Source organism: Sulfurospirillum diekertiae (genome assembly GCF_002162315.1).
GTDB lineage: Bacteria > Campylobacterota > Campylobacteria > Campylobacterales > Sulfurospirillaceae > Sulfurospirillum.
This window is the reverse complement of the sequence record NZ_CP021416.1, coordinates 2,106,845-2,125,037: the sequence shown is the minus strand read 5'-3', so window position 1 is coordinate 2,125,037 and position 18,193 is coordinate 2,106,845. Positions and strand designations below refer to the sequence as shown.

Below are 18,193 nucleotides of genomic sequence, written 5' to 3'. Positions count from 1 at the left end.
ACTCAATGATCCATGATTGTATCAAGCTCTTTAATTTTGTCGAGTGCTTTGAGAGATGAAGCTTTCGCATTGTCACTCAAGCCTTCACTAAAATGTAAGACATTTTCAAGCAACACGCAAATGCCTAAAAAGATGGTTTTAGTACAAATATCTCGAAGATAACTTAGCAGAATAGGCGTAGGGAGGTTGTGTGTAGAGTAGATGTAGGTGCGTTCATCACTGAGGTCTAAAAACTCTATTTTATCCTCTTTAAAACCACTCATGGCATCAACGACAACAATAATATCCGGCGCATAATCACGCAGAGCTGCAAACTGGTCTTCGGGCGTATCGTAACCCAAAAAGACTTTCCATTGGGGCAATTGTTCTTCTACCAATTGCCCAACGGCGATAGCAACACCATCATCACCTCTTAGTTCATTTCCAACACATAGTAGTGCTTTTTTCAACCGTTTTCTCCTTAACCCTTATGTGTTCTGAAAATCTTTTCTAAGAACTAAATAACCTGCTTTTAAGTCCGATAGTACCTTTTTAAAAGGGCATTCTATCATTTCGGGTAAAAGTTGTACAGCATGTTCTGGAAAGATTTCTATTTCAAAATACTTACTTAGGTTTCCAAGTTTGCGTTTGAGATATTCATTTCCAGTGCTGAGCATCTGTTCAAACTCGCATTCGTTGATTTCTAAAACTTTCTCACTAAAATCAATCGTGCCAACACCATGACCTATACACGTAGAGAAGATTTTGATCTGATCAAGTGTGACATTACCAGATTTTGCACCATCAAGATGTTTTTGAACGAGTTTGTAAACTTCTACCATTATTGCCCCCATTCGACTCTGTGGAGGCTGATTTTATCTTCCTCATCACAGGGAATATATTGGGTGTAAACCTCATTATGTAAAATGCCTAGGCACTCTGCATAGCGTGGGTCAGCTTCTGTACTCATAGCTTCAGTAATAGCTATTTTGGTGGCTTTTGTGTCTTTAACATTACCACTTTTAACAAGAGCTGTAAGGTATTTATCATAGAGTTTTCGTCCAAATACATAACTCATGAGTCTTTTGGCATGTACGAGCAGATCTCTTTCAAAAAGCGTGTTGCCAATGACGGAATCTTTCACCAATGGTGGCATCTCGCTATCGTGCTCAAAACTCACTTTTTGGAGTCTTTGTTCCATCACACCAAGAGCGGTTGTAAGTCCATAGATAATGCTTGCAGGATGAGGAGGACACCCTGGTATATAAACATCTACAGGAATAATTTTATCGATGCCACTGAGTACACTGTACGCATCATAAAAAATACCACCCGTTGCGCCACAAGCACCAAGAGCCACAACGATCTTAGGATCAGGAGCTGCTTCATAAGCACGTAGTAACGGATAGTACATCTGGCGAGTCACGGGACCTGTGCAGAGTAAAATATCAGCATGACGAGGATTGGCAACGAGTTTGAAACCAAATCGTTCTGGATCCCACATCGGTGTAATAGCCGCAAAAATTTCAATTTCACAACCATTACAACTTCCGCAGTCTATGCGATAAACGCTAAAACTACGTCCAATATGTTTTAGGAGCTCAAGTTTTTGCTCCAACGAATTGGCATCCGTAATCTCTTGTGGTACGACATATGTTTTCATTCTATCACCATCTCTTTACCACTCGTAAAGTTTGATACAGTGGCGTTTTTTTTACATGTAGGGCAAATACTTAGATAATTTTTAGACTCTTCAAGCCTTTTTTCGCCTAAATTGGCTTTGCTTAAACACTCGTAGCCATATTTAATCAGCCTTTTCGCAGCAAAGGGTTTATGACATTCGGTGCAATACTGAGTATCAAGCTCTCCTCTTTGGATAAGAGCGGATTTGTCAAATTTGACGGCAAGTTCAAACTCTTCGCTAAGTCTAATGGCACCTGTTGGACAGACTTCATCGCATCTACCACAAAAGATACATCGTCCGCAATCAAACTCCCATACTAATTTTGTTTGATCTTTGTTAAACTGAACGGTAATGGCATTAGAGGGACACGCTATACCGCATGCCGCACAACCAATGCAAAGGTCAAAGACATAAGCGGGTTTTCCACGAAAATTTGCCGCAACATTGTAGGGTTCAAATGGATATTTATGGGTGGTATTACCGTATTTTTCGGTAATATCAAGAAGTTTCATCATCTTAAATCCTTCATCGGACTATTTTTAAGTGTCCTCGAAAATTCTTTTAAATCTTTATTGGTTAAAATTTTGCTCTTTTTACTCTTAATGTCTACAACAGTGATACGCTCTGTACATGAATAGCACGGATCAAGGCTACAAACAATCAGTGCAGCATCAGCAATCGTGTTTCCACGGAACTGAAAGCGAAGGCTTGGCCAGTTGTTATAGGTAGCAGCACGGCATCTCCATCTAAAGACTTTTTGGGCACTTCCTTGCATGATCCAGTGGACATTTTCACCTCTTGGAGCTTCCACATAGGCTAAAGCGAAGTCTTCAGGTTTAACATGGAATTTTGGATCAACGATAATTGCCGTTTGAGGCATCAACTCAAAACATTGACGGATGATAGAGACAGAGCTTTTAAGTTCCATATAACGAACCATTTCTCTCGCAAAAACATCACCACCTTCAACAACGGCGACATCAAATTCAATCTGTTTGAAAAAGTCGTACGGATGATCATAACGTGTATCACGTTTAATACCACTGCCTCTGATATTAGGGCCAACAGCAGAAAAATCACGTGCAACTTGTTTGTCCAGAACGCCCACTCCTTGCCATCGTTTGATTTGGCGTTTGTCTTCCATCACGGCATCCCAGACTTCATCCACTTGGGTATCGATAATTTGCAAGATGCGTAAACTCTCTTTGATCTCAATACCCGTCATATCACGTCTAAGACCTCCCATCACAACGTTACCATAGGTCTTTCGTCCACCTGTAACGAGTTCTGCAAGTTTCATAGAGTATTCACGAATTCTAAAGATATGCATAAATGCGGTGTAGTTACCTGTGACTTCACACGCAAGTCCAATATTTAAAAGATGACTGTGGAGTCTCTCAATTTCAGAACAAATGATACGAATAGCTTGTGCACGAGCAGGGATCTCTAAATTAATCGCTTTCTCTGCTGCTTCGATACATGCAATCGCATGGGCATAGCCACAAATACCACAAACCCTTTCTGCTAAATAGCCCATCTGGTCGTAGTTCATGCGATTTTCAGCGAGTTTTTCCATTCCTCGGTGTTGGTAAAAAAGTCTATAATCGGCATCAACAATGGTATCACCATCACAAAAAAGTCTAAAATGTCCAGGCTCATCTGCCGTTACATGTAAAGGTCCAAGCGGCACATCGATAATCCCTGCACCTTCAGGTCTTAAGAACTCATATTCAGGCTCATTGTAATGCTCTTTCATATCAGGTCGGTAACGATAGTCCATGGCATCTTTACGGAGGGGAAACAGATCATCAGGCCAATCATCGCTGAGCACCAAACGTCTTTTATCTGGTAACCCTTCTGCAACAAGCCCAAACATATCGTAAGCTTCTCTCTCATACCAAACACAAGCTGGTACTAATGGTGTAACCGATGGGTAGGTGAGATTATCTGGAGAGATAAGCACTTTAACGGTGACAAAACATTTTTCATCTTGTGCTATTTCGTCACCTTCAAACATTTTGCCACCCTCCATGGAGAGAGCGTAGTAGAGGGCATAATGTTTATTGATACTGCGCTCATCATTGGCAATCATCGTTGAAAGGTAGCCACCCATATCGTAATAAAGAAAGCGAACTGCTTCCGGAAGATCATTGAGCTCAACTAAAGCGGTGACTTGATCTTCACATTGTCTTGTAACTTCTAAAATTTTAATCTTGGTAGCCAGAGCTTCTATAAATTTATCGCATTTCATGGTGAGTCCTATTTTTTCATTATAGTTTTAACGCTCTCATCAAGGAGAACCGTGAACGAATCAAACTGCCATATGCCGAATGCTACAATCAAAATAGCCAAGGCAATCAGTGGAATGTTTTCGCTGAATTTCATCTCGTTGTTATGAACTACTTTACCTTCTACTTTGCCAAATGTTGCAAGGAAAAAGTGTGAAAAGTCAGCGATAAAGATGATGGCTAAGGCGACAGCAAAAATACCCATTAAGAGGTATGAACCATCGATTGCCGCAGCTTTAAAGATTAAGAATTCACTCACAAAAATTGCAAATCCAGGTACACCAACTAGTGAACAGATAGCAATACCGAATAACACAGCCGTTAAAGGTGCAATATGGATCATGCCGCCCATTTTAGTCATATCTTTGGTACCGTAGATCTTAGCGATATTTCCTGTTGAGCAAAAGGCTAATGCTTTTGTAAAAGAGTGCGCGGCACAGTGAAATAGTGCTGCAAAAAGCCCAATAGCTCCACCCACACCAAGGCCGAAGGCAATGACACCCATGTGAGCAATGGAGTGATATGCAAACATTCTTTTGACGTTGTGTTGTCAAATAAGGAAAAAAGATGATATAAAAAGAGTCAATGTTCCGCTGATGATCATGACAGACTGTACAAAATCAAAACCTACACCATTGGCAACAATGGCATAGTAGCGAATAAGCCCTAGCATAGCACATTTAAGAAGTACACCTGAGAGGAGGGCAGATGTAGGCGCTGGTCCTTCTGCATGAACATCGGGTAGCCATGTATGTGTAGGTGCTAGTCCGGCTTTCGTTCCAAAGCCAATCAATGCAAAAATAAAGACAAGTTTTAAAGCCATGCTATCTAAGTTGCCTGCATTGGCTATAAGATTGGTGTAGAGCATTGCATCACCATCGATTTTACCATTTGCTGCAGAGTAGAGAAGAATCGTTGCATAGAGTGCAAACGCTAGACCAATACTACATAAAACGATGTATTTATAGCCACTCTCGGTAGATTTTTGATCTTTTTTAACAGATACAAGGAAAACCGAAGCGAGGGTGGTTGCCTCAATGGCTGCCCACATAAAGGCGATGTTATTGCACACAACGCTTAAACTCATCGTCCATGTAAAAATGAAACTAAGAGCAAAGTAGTTTTTGACCTCTTTTAAGCTGACATGCCCATCTTCTAATTCCCACTTCATATAGGTGGTGGCATAGATATTGACCAATAAGCCAGTAATAGCAATCAGTGATAAAAAGATGGCTCCAAGAGAGTCCAAGAAAATAAAGTTATCAAAAGCTGAAAGTTCAGCTCCATGAACGACTTTGCTTACAGCACTGAGTAACAGTGATGAGACAATCAAGCTCAAAAGGATATGGAAGCTTTGTAAGAGCTTGAAATGAAGTGGCATAACAAACATTACGACACCACACACAAAAGGTATGATTAGTATCAACAAAAGAATATCCATTTTATCCCCTTAAATTTACAGCTTTAGATGTGTCGAGACTATCATATGAGGCGTAAAATCGTTTCGCCAAAATACTCATAATCACAACAGCAAAAATAGTATCAGTTAAGATACCAATCTCGACAAGCTCATGTGAGTTATATGCCATAAGCGCTAGGCTTAGATGGATACCATTTTCAAAAAGGCAGTATGCGAGAATCTGTTTTAAAAATGAGTTTCTCAAAATAAAGCCAAAAATACCTATCATAAAGATAAATGAAGCGGCAAAGAGTGGCAATGCATCTTTGAAAATTGAAAAATGAACAAAAACTTTGTAAAACATCATTGAAACAGCAAGTGAAAAGCTAAGCGCTATAACAGGCGATATAAAAAAGCCACCTACGGGTTCATCTTCATTGATAATACTAAGCTTATTCACAAGCTTAAGTAAAAAAAGTGGTACAAAAACGACTTTCATCAAAAAGGCTGTAAATGCCCAAAGGAGTAACTCATGAGCGCCATATTTGAAGTGTAAAAGCAAAAATACAATCACTAAAAGCAATGTTTGCAATGCATACGCATAAATACTAAGTTTGTATTTTCGCAGACCAAATACCATTAAACTTGTTCCCATCATCAAAACGGTGATGACATCAATAAAATTTATCATTTCATACCCCAATAATATAAAGCATTAGTGCTATACAAGCAATACTCAATGGAAAAAGCATGGTTCGTTTCATCCCTTTGTTCATTGTAAATCGTGGTCCAAAGTTGTCGATAAAAACAGCCAAAACATAAAGCACCCCAATTTCAGCGAGGAAAAGTAGTAAAGACAATAGAGGATTCTCAAAACTCCAAGGCTCAAAAAGCATTAGGAAAAATCCTAACATTGAAAATTGCTTCAACATTAAAGCTACATCAATAATAGCAAGATCTTTACCACAGTATTCACCCAAAACACCCTCTTGAAGCTCTTGTTCGGCCTCAGCTAAGTCATAAGGTTTTCTGCCTGTTTCAACATACATAACCCAAAGAAAAGCGGTTGAAGCGATGGCATAGGACGGAACAAGATAACCGTAGTTGCCCTCACTGAGGCTTACGATAGAAGCAATATGCGGTAAATTTGAACTACCCGCACCTAACATTACGACAATAAGGCAGATAATCGATACGGCTTCGCTATAAAATCCAATGGTTGCCTCTCTGCTTGAACCCACACCCGCAAAAGGGTTTGCGGTATCAAAGCCAGCAATAATAAACATAAATCGATACAGTGCTCCTAGATAGATAAGAACAAAAATATCCGAAAACTGAGCAAAAACAGCGTCACTTCCATATGTAATTGGTAAAGCGCAAAACATTGCTGCTGTTGTTGCAAACATCAGATAAGGTGCAATTTGATAGATAAAACTTGCACTGTGTGACTTTGTTCGTCCACGCTTGATAAGTTTCAAAAGATCACGATAGGTTTGAAAAATGCTCGGTCCTATCCTAGATTGAAATTTAGCCCTTAGCTTTCTAGCCATGCCATCAAAGAGTGGGGCGACCAGTATAGCTGCTATAAGTTGTAAAAGTAGGTAAAAAAAAGCTCATTGTGTCCTCACAGATAGTAAGATGCAAAAATCAACACTAAACAGAGATAAACCAAGATATATCCCGCATAAAAATTCGTTCGACCATTTTGAAAAATGCCTATTTTTTCGGCAATTAACATAATCAAGCGAATGACTGGCTCATAGAGTTTGTCCCAAAAGAAATCGTGTACTTTTTTTGTATAAACGACTTTTGAAAAATACCCATCCATCTTCATTTCACTCTCGTATCTCAAAATAAAACTAAGCGCTTTGCGAATATCACCGGTAAAGGAGTTTGACCCAATTTGCATATTTTTGTTGTAGATGAAGCCACACGCCCAAGGATCTGTAATCCGGGTTATCGTATTGTTTGATTTCAAAAGATAGAGTAAAACAAATGGGACAATAGCGCAGAGTAACATCACAAGGACAACAGTAGGCATTGAGATCAATTCATTTTGATTGAAGCCTACAACAGGTATAAAGGTTAGAACTATCTTAGATAAAATATTAATCACATCACTCATAAAGACACCAAGTCCCACACAAAAACTTGCTAAGAGGCAAAGTGGTAGAAGCATAACACTGGAAACTTCTTTGGCACCTTCAAAGCTTTTGGCATCGCGAGGGAGTCCTAAAAAGACAGCTCCGTACACTTTAGCAAATGCCATGACGGCAAGTGCGCCACCAACACCGAGTGCAATGATGGCAATAACAAATAGAAATCGTGCCATAACACCTTGTTCCATACCTCCCAAAAGCATCGTTTTGTAGGTAATCCATTCGCTGGCAAAGCCATTAAGTGGAGGAAGTGCACAAATAGCAAGTGCTGCTACGAAAAAGATAATCGAAGTGATAGGCATCTTTTTGTGAAGTCCACCAAGCGCATCCATGTCTCTTGTAAGGGTGGCCGTATAAATATTACCACTTAACATAAAGAGCAACGATTTAAAAACTGCGTGATTTAAGATATGGAAGAGCGCTGCAATAAAACCAAGTAAGGCAATAGAAGGTATATGTGCTCCAAGGCCATAAAAAGCCCCTCCAAGCCCTAAAAAAATGATACCTACATTTTCGCAAGAGCTGTAAGCGATGGATGCTTTATAGTCATTGGAAATTGCAGCATACAGTACACCAAAGACACAGCTAAGTGCGCCAAAGAGTAGTAAAATATAGCCAAATTGAACAAACTGTGGAAGAAGAAGTGAAAATTTGATAAAGGCAAAAAGTGCTACTTTGATCATGACGCCACTCATCAATGCAGAGGCATTAGAGGGAGATTGGCAGTATGCTAGCGGTAACCAGACATGGAAAGGAAACATACCTGCTTTAGAACCAAAACCAATAAGTAGTAAGATAAAGAGGGTAAGACTCATACCAAAACCAATATTGAGTTCATCAAATTTACTAAATTCAAAACTACCTGCAAAACTTGCCATAATGATAAGGGCAACCATTAAACAGAATGCTCCAATTTGGGCAATTCCCAAATAAATCATCACATTTTTAGAAGCGCCCTTTCCATCGTTAATTAAAATTAAAAGTGCCGAGATGAGTGTCATGAGTTCCCATAAAAGCATAAAAGAGAAAACGCCATCGCTTGCAACAACAAGAAGCATTGAGAGAATAAAAGCATTAAAGAGTGAAGCAAAAACAGCTAAATTTGCCTTTTTCTCATAGAATTTCACATAGTCAAAGCTAAAAAGTGAAACGGCAAATGCAATTAAACTAATCAAAAAGCTGAAGAGCATGCCTAAGGAGTCAAGCCTAAAAATAGGCATACTAATAAAATTCCCCGGTAATTTCCAGATCAATGTCTCATTGAGACTGGAAAAGAAAAATATCGCTGCATAAAGCGAAATGACACTTGCCAAACCAAAGCCTACTTTTTGGGCAAGAAGTGGTTTTTTATAGAGTAAAATGGAAAGAAGGGATGTTAAAAAAAAGAGCGTGTATATGGTTTGCATTATGCTTCCTCTTTGTTGGTTTCTAAAGTTTCAGCGGGAGCGGGTTTGGGTTCTTTGGGTTTCTTAATTTCAGGAGCCGGAATATTTGTAAATGTAACATCAGGCACGATGGCTTTTAGAAAAGGCGTCATATCACCTTTGACTTTTTTGCCAAATTTACACTCACCCAATACTGGATCTACCATGACTAATGCCCCTGTTGGACAGGCACTGACACAGGCAGGGCCACTTTCTATGCCATCACACATATCGCATTTGATAGCAATGCTTTTAAGCCCACTGATACAACCAGCTTCCAAGTGTCGCTCCACTTCCTCTATAATAGAAGGAGGAAATTCTGCGTCAATGTTGATTGCTCCATAGGGGCAGGCAATCGTGCAGAGTTTACAGCCAATACAGATTTCCTCACAAAGCTCAACACATGAATTAGCAATACGAAGGGCACCCGTTGGACAAACATTAGCACATGGGGCATCATCGCATTGGCGACATTGGTTGGGCATTTTACCGCTCTCTAACGAGAGAACATCAAGTCTTTTCTTGGAGAGTTTCCCACGTGCATAGGCATTTTTAACGCATGTTTTCATGCAGGCGTTACAGGCAATGCAGAGGTCAGAGTTTGTAATAACGAATTTATGAACTTTAGACATAGACTATCCTCTATGGTTTGTTTAGTAGAATTAATAGACTAGTATAGACTTATTTGCAACATCGACTCTTTTCATGCCAAAATTATATATTAACTTTATAGCATGAATATAGCTTAATATAAAAAATTTATATTTTGCTTTATATTTCAACTTCCATTCTCTACTAATGATGCTCTTATCCTTCTAAAAGTTTTATTTCATTATATAAGTATTATTTATTTTAATGAACCTATATCAAGGATTTTTAATTGAAGAATGTAATAGAAAATTCAGCATTTTTAAAAGCATTCTTTCTCTTCTTATATAAAAAAATTTGACAAATAGTTCACAACGAGAAGTATCTTTATCATGAATAAATTGTCTCGTATCCTGCGTAGTTTGAACTCAAATTAGATTGAGACAATAGAACCATCGTAAGAGATAAATGTGGAAACAAGCTATGGAGTGTTATAATCCGCGAAAAAAAGAAAGAGTCATCTATGGTAGAAGTGAACAATTTAACGATGCGTTTTGCGCATCAGCTTTTATTTGAAAATATCAATTTAAAACTTGACAAAGGCAAACGCTACGGTCTTATCGGTGCCAATGGCGCTGGAAAAACAACCTTTTTAAAAATTTTGTCAAGACAAATCGAAGCAACCAGTGGCAATATTTCAATTGAAAATGGCCTAAGAGTCGGTGTTTTAAATCAAAATCAATATGCGTTTGAAGAGTTTACCCTTAAAGATGCGGTTATGTATGGCAACAAGCGTTTGTTTGATGCGATTAAAGAAAAAGAGCACTTGTACGCTACTGGTGATTTTGCAGACGATAAAGTAAATGACCGTTTAGCTGAGCTTGAGATTATCTGTGCAGAAGAAGACCCAACTTATGAAGTAGAAGTGAATATTGAGAAGATTTTAGGCTCTCTTGGTTTTCCAGTTGATGCGCAAGAGACATTAATGAGTGAACTTACCGGTGGTGATAAATTTAAGATTTTGCTTGCACAAGTGCTTTATCCAAAACCCGATGTTCTCTTCTTGGATGAGCCTACCAACAATCTAGACCTTGAAGCGATTTCGTGGTTAGAAGAGCAATTGCTACGCCATGAGGGTACGATGGTGGTTATCTCACATGATAGACACTTCCTTAACTCTGTTGTAACGAATATTTTAGATGTTGATTTTAAAAAAATCCGCGAATTTACGGGTAATTATGATGAATGGTATATGGCAGCAAACTTAATTGCCAAGCAACAAGAAGTGGATAGAGATAAAAAGCTGAAAGAGAAAGAGGAACTTGAGGCGTTTGTTAGACGCTTTTCAGCCAATGCTTCCAAAGCAAAACAAGCTACTTCTCGCCAAAAAAGACTTGAAAAACTTGATATTGCTGACATTCAAACCTCTTCACGCCGTGACCCAAGTATTGTTTTTCGCATGGGGCGTGATATCGGCAACGAAGTCCTTGAAGTCGAAGGTATTGAAAAAAGCTATGGCGATCAGAAGGTCATTCATAGCATGAGCTTCAAAGTTGAGAAAGGCGAAAAAATAGCATTGATTGGACACAATGGTGTGGGTAAAACAACGCTTTGTAACATCATTATGGAACAATTAGAATCAGATGCTGGCACAATTAAATGGGGTGCAACGATTATCCCAAGTTACTTCCCTCAAAATACAACTGATATCATTACGGGTGATTTTCAACTTTTTGAGTGGCTACAACAGTATGATGAGAAGAAAGATCTCGATGAGATTAGAAAATGCCTAGGACGTATGCTTTTCTCTGGTGAAGAGCAAAAGAAAAGTGTTTCTCAGCTGAGTGGTGGTGAAAAACATCGCATGATGCTCTCTAAAATGATGCTTCAAAAGGGCAATTTCTTAGTCCTTGATGAACCCGATAATCACCTTGATCTTGAGGCTATTATTGCGTTAGGAGAAGGGCTTTTTAAATTCCCAGGAAATGTTATCTGTGTGACGCACGATAGAGAGCTCATTGATGCATTTGCAACACGTATTATTGAACTGCATCCAGATGGCACTGTGATTGATTTTAAAGGTGATTATGAAGCCTTTAGAGAGACATATGGCAGATAAAAAGTTACTTTTTACGCTTGGCTCTGCACTTGATAAAGAGGATGGGTGGCATTTTGAGGAAGAGAAAACTTCCTCAAAGTCAACAGAAACCAAACTACCTTCTAAACATTTTTTAGTGTTAAAGATGGAAAAGCGTCAAGGTAAACCTGTTTCAATGGTTGGCCCTTTTTTTCTTGAAAAAGAAGATTTGATCAAACTCTGCTCTTTGCTTAAAAAAAAGCTGGGAAGTGGCGGTACATGTAAAGAAGAATGGATGGAATTTCAAGGCGAATGTCGTGAAAAACTCAAAAGCTTTTTAGTGAATGAAGGATTTCGATTTAAGGGATAATAATGAACTATGTATTGAATGCACTCCTCCCCATTTGTTTAATTATTTTTATTGGGTATGCATTTAAGCATGCAAAATTTCCATCAACGGATTTCTGGCCTAAGATGGATAAATTTACCTATTATGTTCTCATGCCTTGCTTGTTGGTGTACGAGTTGGCCGTTGCTAAAATTGATTTAACCTATACTGTCAATCTTGTCTTAGCTTCCCTCTTGGGAATTTTTATTATTTTAATCATTTTAATTTTACTGAATTTAATTTTGCATTTTGAAAATAGGGCATTTACGTCCATTGTTCAAGGGGGTATTCGCTTTAATACCTATGTTTTTTTGGCGTTAGTCAATGCTGTCTATGGTGGAGAAGGATTGGTTTTAGCCGCAATTGTAATTGCCTTTGCCATTCCATTTCTTAATATTTTATGTATCTCTGTTTTTGCAATTTATACGCGTGATGGCAAATTTTCTCTAAGCTCATTTTTTAAAACAATCGTTAAAAATCCTTTAATTGGCGCTTGTGTTATTGGTGGTGCCATCAATGCTTTTGGTATTCCGCTGCCTGTTTTTATTTTAAAAAGTATTGCTATTGTCAGTCATGCAGCCTTACCTATGGGATTATTGTCTGTTGGTGTAGGACTAGAGCTTAAATATTTAAAACATGCTAAAAAAGAGTTAGTGGTTTCAAGTGTTGCCAAATTGGTCATTTTCCCTATGATCGCCTATGGGTTAGCCCAATTAATGGGACTGGTAGGAATGAGTTTATGTATCACTGTTATCTTCGCTTCGATGCCAACAGCGACTTCAGCACATATATTAGCGCGGGAACTTGGAGGAGATGTCTCTTTGATGGCATCTATCACTACGCTTGAAACATTAGCGTGTGTTGGAACACTCTTTTTAATCGTTCCTCTCTTATAGCTGATAATCCATCTTAAAACGCTCAATCTCTGCACTTTGACCGATTACAACTAAAATATCACCAGAATCAAGTTTATGGTCATGCCCTTCCGTGATAAAAATAAACTCTTTTTTGAGCTCTTTATCATGAATTCCCACTAAAAGCATGTTGTAACTCTGTGTCGGATAACACTCTTTAAGCATGGTACCATTTAAAGTAGAGTGAGCCGTAATAGTAATCTGCTCCATATTAATGTCTTCTGTTCCAAAAATTGTTTCATCAAGCACCTGCATAACTTCAGGTTGGGTAATGAGCTTATAGATTCTTTTACCGCACATTTGATAGGGGTCTAAAACGGTACTCGCTCCTGCAATTTCAAGTTTATGAATGGCATCTTTCGTGTGAGTTGTTGCAATAATTTCAACTTTTGGATCAAGTGAGCGAATTGAAAGTGTTAAAAAAACATTTTGAACATCTTCTTCAAAAAGGGTAAAGACAAATTTGACATCTTCCCCAATCCCCAGAGTCACAAGTGTTTCATCATCGCTGTAGTCGAGTATTAGAAGATTGCATCCAAGTTTTTTTGCCCTTGGCAACAACGTTGGATCATTATCAATATAGGTAAAAGTATAACCTTGGGCCTTGAGTCTTGTGCCTATTTCGATAGCGGAACGCGTAAAGCCGAAAAGGAGAATTTTACTATCATTCATGAAACACTCCTTTTATCATTGAGTTTGCGTAGAATATTGATATGATGCTTCCTTCCCATGATAATGAGCATATCATGGTCTTTAAGTATAAAATCGTTTGATGGATTAAAGTGAAAAGGGATGCTCTCATCTTTTCGTAAAATACCAAAAAGAAGTAGCCTTTTTTCATGAAGAGAGAGTTCCTCAATCGTTTTATTGATAAAGCAAGAATGTTCATGAATGGTGATGATATCAAAAATAACGCCAGTATTCTCTGTGAGCATCTCTTCAAGTGCCGCATAAGAGATCGGTTGATCAATATATTGCGCTCCCATCAACCCTATGGTTTCGTCAGCACCAAAGGCATAATTGGCACCAGCTAAAAAGTATTTTTTCTTATGATTATTTTTGATGACACGTGCAATGATAATAATCTGTTTGCTAAGGCTTCGAGCAGTTAAGGTGATGAAGACATTGAGCTCATCACTGTTCGTTGCACAAATGATTTGTGAGGCTCGCTTACCAACGCCAAGAGCACCGAGTATTTTACTTTTAGAGGCATCTGCAACAATGCCAATAAGCCCTCTTTGTTGTGCTAATTTAATTTTGGTTGGATCATTATCGATAACTACTAGATTGTAGCCATCTTCGTGGAGCATTTTGGCAACCACTTCTCCAACACGGCCATATCCGCAGATAACAATGTAATTTTCCAATTTATCGACATCAGCAAATGTGCGACTCTCTTTAAGTTCAATAAGTTTGCTTTGAAATGATGAAACGATAATAGAAGTCAAAAATGCAATAATCGCAACACCAAAGATAATAAGAAGCATGGAAACAACCATACCTTCTGTCGTGACAGGAACAATATCCCCATACCCAACCGTACCCATCGTCACGATTGCCCAATAGATGGCATCAAAAAGGGTGTTGATTTTTGGGTTTTGGTGTGTTTCAAAAATGTAAATGGCAGAACTGCCTGTAAAAATAACAAAGCTTGCGAAGATCGCTAGGGTAAAGAGTTCAAACTTTTTTCCAGTGATGATCTCCGTAAATGTTTTCATACTCCTTGCATAACGAAAGAGCTTAAAAATTCTAAAAGAAGAAAAAATTCTTAAAAAACGAAGGGGACGATAGCTTGGTAAAATTGCTAAAAGATCAATAATGGCAAGAGGCGAAAAAATATAGTCTAGTTTTTTCTTGATAATGATAAAAATTGTACGTCTTAGAGAGAAAGGGATGTCATTGTTTGTTGCATGGTCATATGCCTCTAAAAAGAGTTTATGACTATCTGAATAGATCCAAAAGCGTAGAAGATATTCAATGACAAAAACAATTAAAGAAAATTGCACAAAAGCATCTAAGTAGGGAAGTCCATCAGGATGTTTTACCTCATAGAGAAGGAAAAGAACACTGAAAACAACCAATAAAACCATGAAAATATCAAAGTAAAATTTGAGTTTAGAGTGTTGTGACTCTAAAAGTGTCCTGCAAAATTCTTTTGCATGATGATAGCGTATAGATGCATCTAAAAAATAGGCAAATCGAACAAATAGGGTCGTAATATAGCCCATTTAAAACCTTTAAAAAAAGTATCAATGCCTTTACATGTAAAGGCTAATAACCTGCTTGTTGAAGCAGTGAAACAAGCTCTCCCACTTCTGGAAAGCGCTCAATGGGCGTGCCAATTTTTTCTGTCTTTGAAAAATCATGATGTCATCAACGATCACATCAAAAAAACCACCTGTTTTTGGTGTAAGGGTTATATTGGCGTCTTTATAAGCACTTTTTATTTCATCTTTCACACGGAAAGCTTTTGGCATGTATCCTCAGCGTGTACAGTAGCATATGACAATATTCATGGTCTCATTCCTTATATTTTTATTCGTGTTCTGTATTTTCGACAAAAAGAGTCGCATTGGTGCAAGCCTGATACAATTGATCTGTATTAAAACAAGGGTAATGTTTGAGTGCTTCAATCGTAGCATCCGTATCACTTGAATGGTTCATCTCCGTTGCGATAAAAAGTAATTCACCTAAAAATCCTTCATGAAAGAGAAGGGCTGTTTTAATTTCATCATCCAGATTGACGTGGTTGAGAAATTCTAGCATGGAAATATTCAAATACGTATCGATCAATGAGAGACTTCCTGTTAAAAAAGCTTTGTTCGCAAGTTCGGCTTTCTTGCAGGTAAGAGCAAGTTCTTCCATCACTTTAGCTCTAAATTTTGCATTGTTAAAAATTTCTATTCCAAAAGGATGATTTTGAGGTGCACCGTATAAAAAAAGCCCTAACCATGATAGGATTTTTTGAGGCCCTAACAATAAAATCATCTGTTTGATAGACGTAATTTTGTTTTTGAAATGATAAGCACCCGAATTGACATGCCGTAAAAGATTATATACAAGATCAGGACATGTTTCAAACTTTTCTGTGATGTAAGCAACATCATTATTGCCTTGAATACAGTTCATCAATCTTAGGGCATTGGCGGTAAGTGGCTCAATTTGTTTGCCACTTAAAATAACAGGTTTTTCAAAAAAATATCCTTGAAACAAATGAAAGTTAAGCTTGAGGCACGCTTCATATTCTTCATGAGTTTCTATTTTTTCTGCAAGGAGAGGAATGGGTGTTTCAAGTTTATCAATCGAGGCTTTAAGATTGGGAATACCGATCGCTTGGATATCAACTTTGATGATTTCAATATAAGGGAAAAGTGGTTTATAAGCGTTGATCATGCCATCGCTACAATCAAAATCATCTAGTGAAAAACGATACCCGAGGCTATGTAAATGCTTCACCCGTTCAAATAGTGCTGGAGAGATTTTTGTATGTTCTAGAATCTCGAAGCCGAAATGTTCTTTAGGGAGAAGTAAAATAGCATCACTAAAGAGCATCGTCTCATCAACATTGATGTAGCCTACTTTTTGTCCAATAATAGGCGCAAGACCAATATTGTGAACCATATTGACCATTACCCGTGCCGTTGCTTTAGCGCTATCTTGAAATGTCGCTATATTGTTCTGATCACATGAACGGTACAAGAGCTCATACCCAAAGCACACACCTTCTTTGTCAAAAATAGGTTGTCTACCCACGTAAGTGCTCACACAATGCTCCTTAATCTTTAAGAAAATTCTTTGATGAACTCATTTTTGAATAACACGTGATCATATCAACGTGTCCACGCCCATAGTGTAAAACGATGACTTATTTTTCTTCAATAGTGTCCCAAAGGCTTGATCATATAAGATGGAAGATTTTGTATTGAAGGGAAAATCTATTTTTTTACTTTTTTTCTCATCTTCAAACTTAATATTTACCATACCGCAAAACTTTTTTATCTTTGTAATAGTGTACCATGTATGTGGTTTCATCTTTATCAATCGCATACGTTTTTATAAAATCTTTTGGTTCAACCTTAATACCACCTTCACTCACAACACCTGGTTTTGAAAAACCGATGATGTTAATACGGTATCCGTTAATGGGGTCAACCTGAAAACTGTTTTTAGCACTGATCAAAGAGCCGATTTTAACCGTTGTTTTTTTGCCATCAATGATCAAACTCACATCATTTAAAGAGTGCTCAAATTCAATAAAATCGGGTTTAAGTGTTGATACCAAGGTATTCCCATTCATGATTTTATATTCATCTTTTTCTTTAGTAACCGCAATTAATGGGTTATTACTTGTATAGACAAGTTTGTCTTTATTCATAGGAAAAAATTTGATATAAGGTTTGAGCGTGGAGAGATCCAACATGATTTTGGTCGGAGGAATTTCTATGATACCATCATCATGAAGAAGTTTTTTGATATTCTCTTCTGTCAGATCAAATGAGCGTGAATATTTGATATTCATGACATTCATAAATTTTTTCAATGGTCTTGAGTTGATAAAAAAACTTTTTTGTGATAGATTCGTAATATTTTTACTGGTTTCAATTGCAAAAGCTGGTTTATTATTGGTGATAGAGAAATAAGTCAAGCTTTGTTGCATCGCCTTATCTTGTGTTTTGGTATTGGTATTCTTGACATTAAATTCATGCACATCTTCAATGAGTCCAACGTTCGTCTCTTGGTTCACTTTGGTTGCGATATCTGCAAGATTTCCATACTTGGCATTTGGGATTTGTTGTTGATCAATGATCGTTGCTTGTCCCCATGCTTTTTGGTTAAAGTTTTTGTCGATATTCTTCTCTCGATAAAAACCTTGGCCATCGTGAAGGTTTAATGTAAGATCCACTTTAGGATTTAAAATAAGCTTTTTGATCTCGGTAACTATGTCAAAATCTTTGTCTTTGGTTTCTATTTTGGCAAATTTACGGTTCATATCACCGTTGATGCCACGAGAGTTTTTGACAATACTGTCAAAGTTAAGGTTTGGAACGATCCAAAGAGTGCCGCTTTCTATTTTATAATATCTGGACAGAAGCATCGGGGCAAAATAGCCTCCAGGTTCATCGCCATGAATCCCGCCTACAATGAGAAGGGTGCTTCCTTCTTTGCCACTCTCCTTTTTAATCAGAGAGTAGTGTAAATTAGCGCTAAGCGCATACGTTGAGAGTAAAAAACAGAGACTGAGAACCACTTTTTTCATTCGTTATCTTTAATGATTATTTTCTAAATTTATCCT

Annotated in this window: 17 protein-coding genes and 1 pseudogene; 3 read left to right on the top strand and 15 right to left on the bottom strand. The window is 37.8% G+C overall.

Translation table 11 applies throughout. From position 1 onward, the window contains the following. Positions 1–2: 2 nt before the first annotated feature. The 10 genes and pseudogenes from Sdiek1_RS10800 to Sdiek1_RS10755 form a co-directional block, all read right to left on the bottom strand. Entirely contained in the window at positions 3–449 is a 447-nt protein-coding gene (locus Sdiek1_RS10800; protein ID WP_087439122.1) for a hydrogenase 3 maturation endopeptidase HyCI, read from the bottom strand. Positions 450–467: 18 nt separating this feature from the next. Then, complete coding sequence (locus Sdiek1_RS10795) at positions 468–821, bottom strand: formate hydrogenlyase maturation HycH family protein (RefSeq protein WP_087439121.1); 354 nt, start codon at positions 819–821, stop codon at positions 468–470. Then, a complete protein-coding gene (locus Sdiek1_RS10790; protein ID WP_087439120.1) occupies positions 821–1,642 on the bottom strand; it encodes an NADH-quinone oxidoreductase subunit B family protein in 822 nt (273 codons plus the stop codon). The genes Sdiek1_RS10795 and Sdiek1_RS10790 overlap by 1 nt, the downstream gene beginning before the upstream one ends. Beyond that, the gene (locus Sdiek1_RS10785) at positions 1,639–2,178 is read right to left on the bottom strand and encodes a formate hydrogenlyase complex iron-sulfur subunit (protein WP_087439119.1); all 540 of its coding nucleotides are present in this window, start codon (positions 2,176–2,178) and stop codon (positions 1,639–1,641) included. The genes Sdiek1_RS10790 and Sdiek1_RS10785 overlap by 4 nt, the downstream gene beginning before the upstream one ends. Next, positions 2,175–3,914, bottom strand: a complete 1,740-nt coding sequence (locus Sdiek1_RS10780; RefSeq protein ID WP_087439118.1) for a hydrogenase large subunit — start codon at positions 3,912–3,914, stop codon at positions 2,175–2,177. The genes Sdiek1_RS10785 and Sdiek1_RS10780 overlap by 4 nt, the downstream gene beginning before the upstream one ends. 8 nt (positions 3,915–3,922) lie before the next feature. After that, a pseudogene (locus tag Sdiek1_RS10775) lies at positions 3,923–5,392 on the bottom strand (proton-conducting transporter transmembrane domain-containing protein). A gap of 1 nt (position 5,393) precedes the next feature. Then, on the bottom strand, positions 5,394–6,041 hold the full coding sequence (gene hyfE, locus Sdiek1_RS10770; protein WP_087439117.1) for a hydrogenase 4 membrane subunit: 648 nt from the start codon (positions 6,039–6,041) through the stop codon (positions 5,394–5,396). A 1-nt stretch (position 6,042) separates the two neighbouring features. Then, a complete protein-coding gene (locus Sdiek1_RS10765) occupies positions 6,043–6,936 on the bottom strand; it encodes a respiratory chain complex I subunit 1 family protein (RefSeq protein WP_087439116.1) in 894 nt (297 codons plus the stop codon). Between the two features lie 38 nt (positions 6,937–6,974). After that, positions 6,975–8,915, bottom strand: a complete 1,941-nt coding sequence (locus tag Sdiek1_RS10760) for a proton-conducting transporter transmembrane domain-containing protein (RefSeq protein ID WP_087439115.1) — start codon at positions 8,913–8,915, stop codon at positions 6,975–6,977. Next, positions 8,915–9,565 (bottom strand): 4Fe-4S dicluster domain-containing protein, encoded by a 651-nt coding sequence (locus Sdiek1_RS10755; protein WP_087439114.1) that lies wholly within the window; start codon positions 9,563–9,565, stop codon positions 8,915–8,917. Before Sdiek1_RS10755 ends, Sdiek1_RS10760 begins: the two co-directional genes overlap by 1 nt. Positions 9,566–10,044: 479 nt before the next feature. Here Sdiek1_RS10755 and Sdiek1_RS10750 point away from each other — a divergent pair, with 479 nt between their 5' ends. Genes Sdiek1_RS10750 through Sdiek1_RS10740 form a run of 3 tightly spaced genes read left to right on the top strand, consistent with a single transcriptional unit; the run spans position 10,045 to position 12,882 of the window. Beyond that, complete coding sequence (locus Sdiek1_RS10750) at positions 10,045–11,640, top strand: ABC-F family ATP-binding cassette domain-containing protein (protein WP_087439113.1); 1,596 nt, start codon at positions 10,045–10,047, stop codon at positions 11,638–11,640. Beyond that, entirely contained in the window at positions 11,609–11,968 is a 360-nt protein-coding gene (locus Sdiek1_RS10745) for an SUI1 family translation initiation factor (RefSeq protein ID WP_087439112.1), read from the top strand. The genes Sdiek1_RS10750 and Sdiek1_RS10745 overlap by 32 nt, the downstream gene beginning before the upstream one ends. 2 nt (positions 11,969–11,970) lie before the next feature. Further along, positions 11,971–12,882, top strand: a complete 912-nt coding sequence (locus Sdiek1_RS10740; RefSeq protein ID WP_087439111.1) for an AEC family transporter — start codon at positions 11,971–11,973, stop codon at positions 12,880–12,882. On the opposite strand, the gene Sdiek1_RS10735 is transcribed toward Sdiek1_RS10740, so the two are convergent. From Sdiek1_RS10735 to Sdiek1_RS10715, 5 genes are all read right to left on the bottom strand, one after another. Further along, positions 12,877–13,572 carry a potassium channel family protein gene (locus tag Sdiek1_RS10735; RefSeq protein WP_087439110.1) on the bottom strand — a complete coding sequence of 232 codons (696 nt, stop codon included), beginning with the start codon at positions 13,570–13,572 and terminating at the stop codon, positions 12,877–12,879. The genes Sdiek1_RS10740 and Sdiek1_RS10735 overlap by 6 nt on opposite strands. Beyond that, the gene (locus Sdiek1_RS10730; protein ID WP_087439109.1) at positions 13,569–15,128 is read right to left on the bottom strand and encodes a potassium channel protein; all 1,560 of its coding nucleotides are present in this window, start codon (positions 15,126–15,128) and stop codon (positions 13,569–13,571) included. The genes Sdiek1_RS10735 and Sdiek1_RS10730 overlap by 4 nt, the downstream gene beginning before the upstream one ends. 30 nt (positions 15,129–15,158) lie before the next feature. Next, the gene (locus Sdiek1_RS10725; protein WP_161492032.1) at positions 15,159–15,359 is read right to left on the bottom strand and encodes an Rdx family protein; all 201 of its coding nucleotides are present in this window, start codon (positions 15,357–15,359) and stop codon (positions 15,159–15,161) included. A gap of 76 nt (positions 15,360–15,435) precedes the next feature. After that, positions 15,436–16,665 (bottom strand): EAL and HDOD domain-containing protein, encoded by a 1,230-nt coding sequence (locus Sdiek1_RS10720; RefSeq protein WP_087439107.1) that lies wholly within the window; start codon positions 16,663–16,665, stop codon positions 15,436–15,438. Between the two features lie 202 nt (positions 16,666–16,867). Then, positions 16,868–18,157: a M99 family carboxypeptidase catalytic domain-containing protein gene (locus Sdiek1_RS10715; RefSeq protein WP_238098942.1), complete on the bottom strand. Its 1,290-nt coding sequence runs from the start codon at positions 18,155–18,157 to the stop codon at positions 16,868–16,870. Between the last annotated feature and the right edge of the window lie 36 nt (positions 18,158–18,193).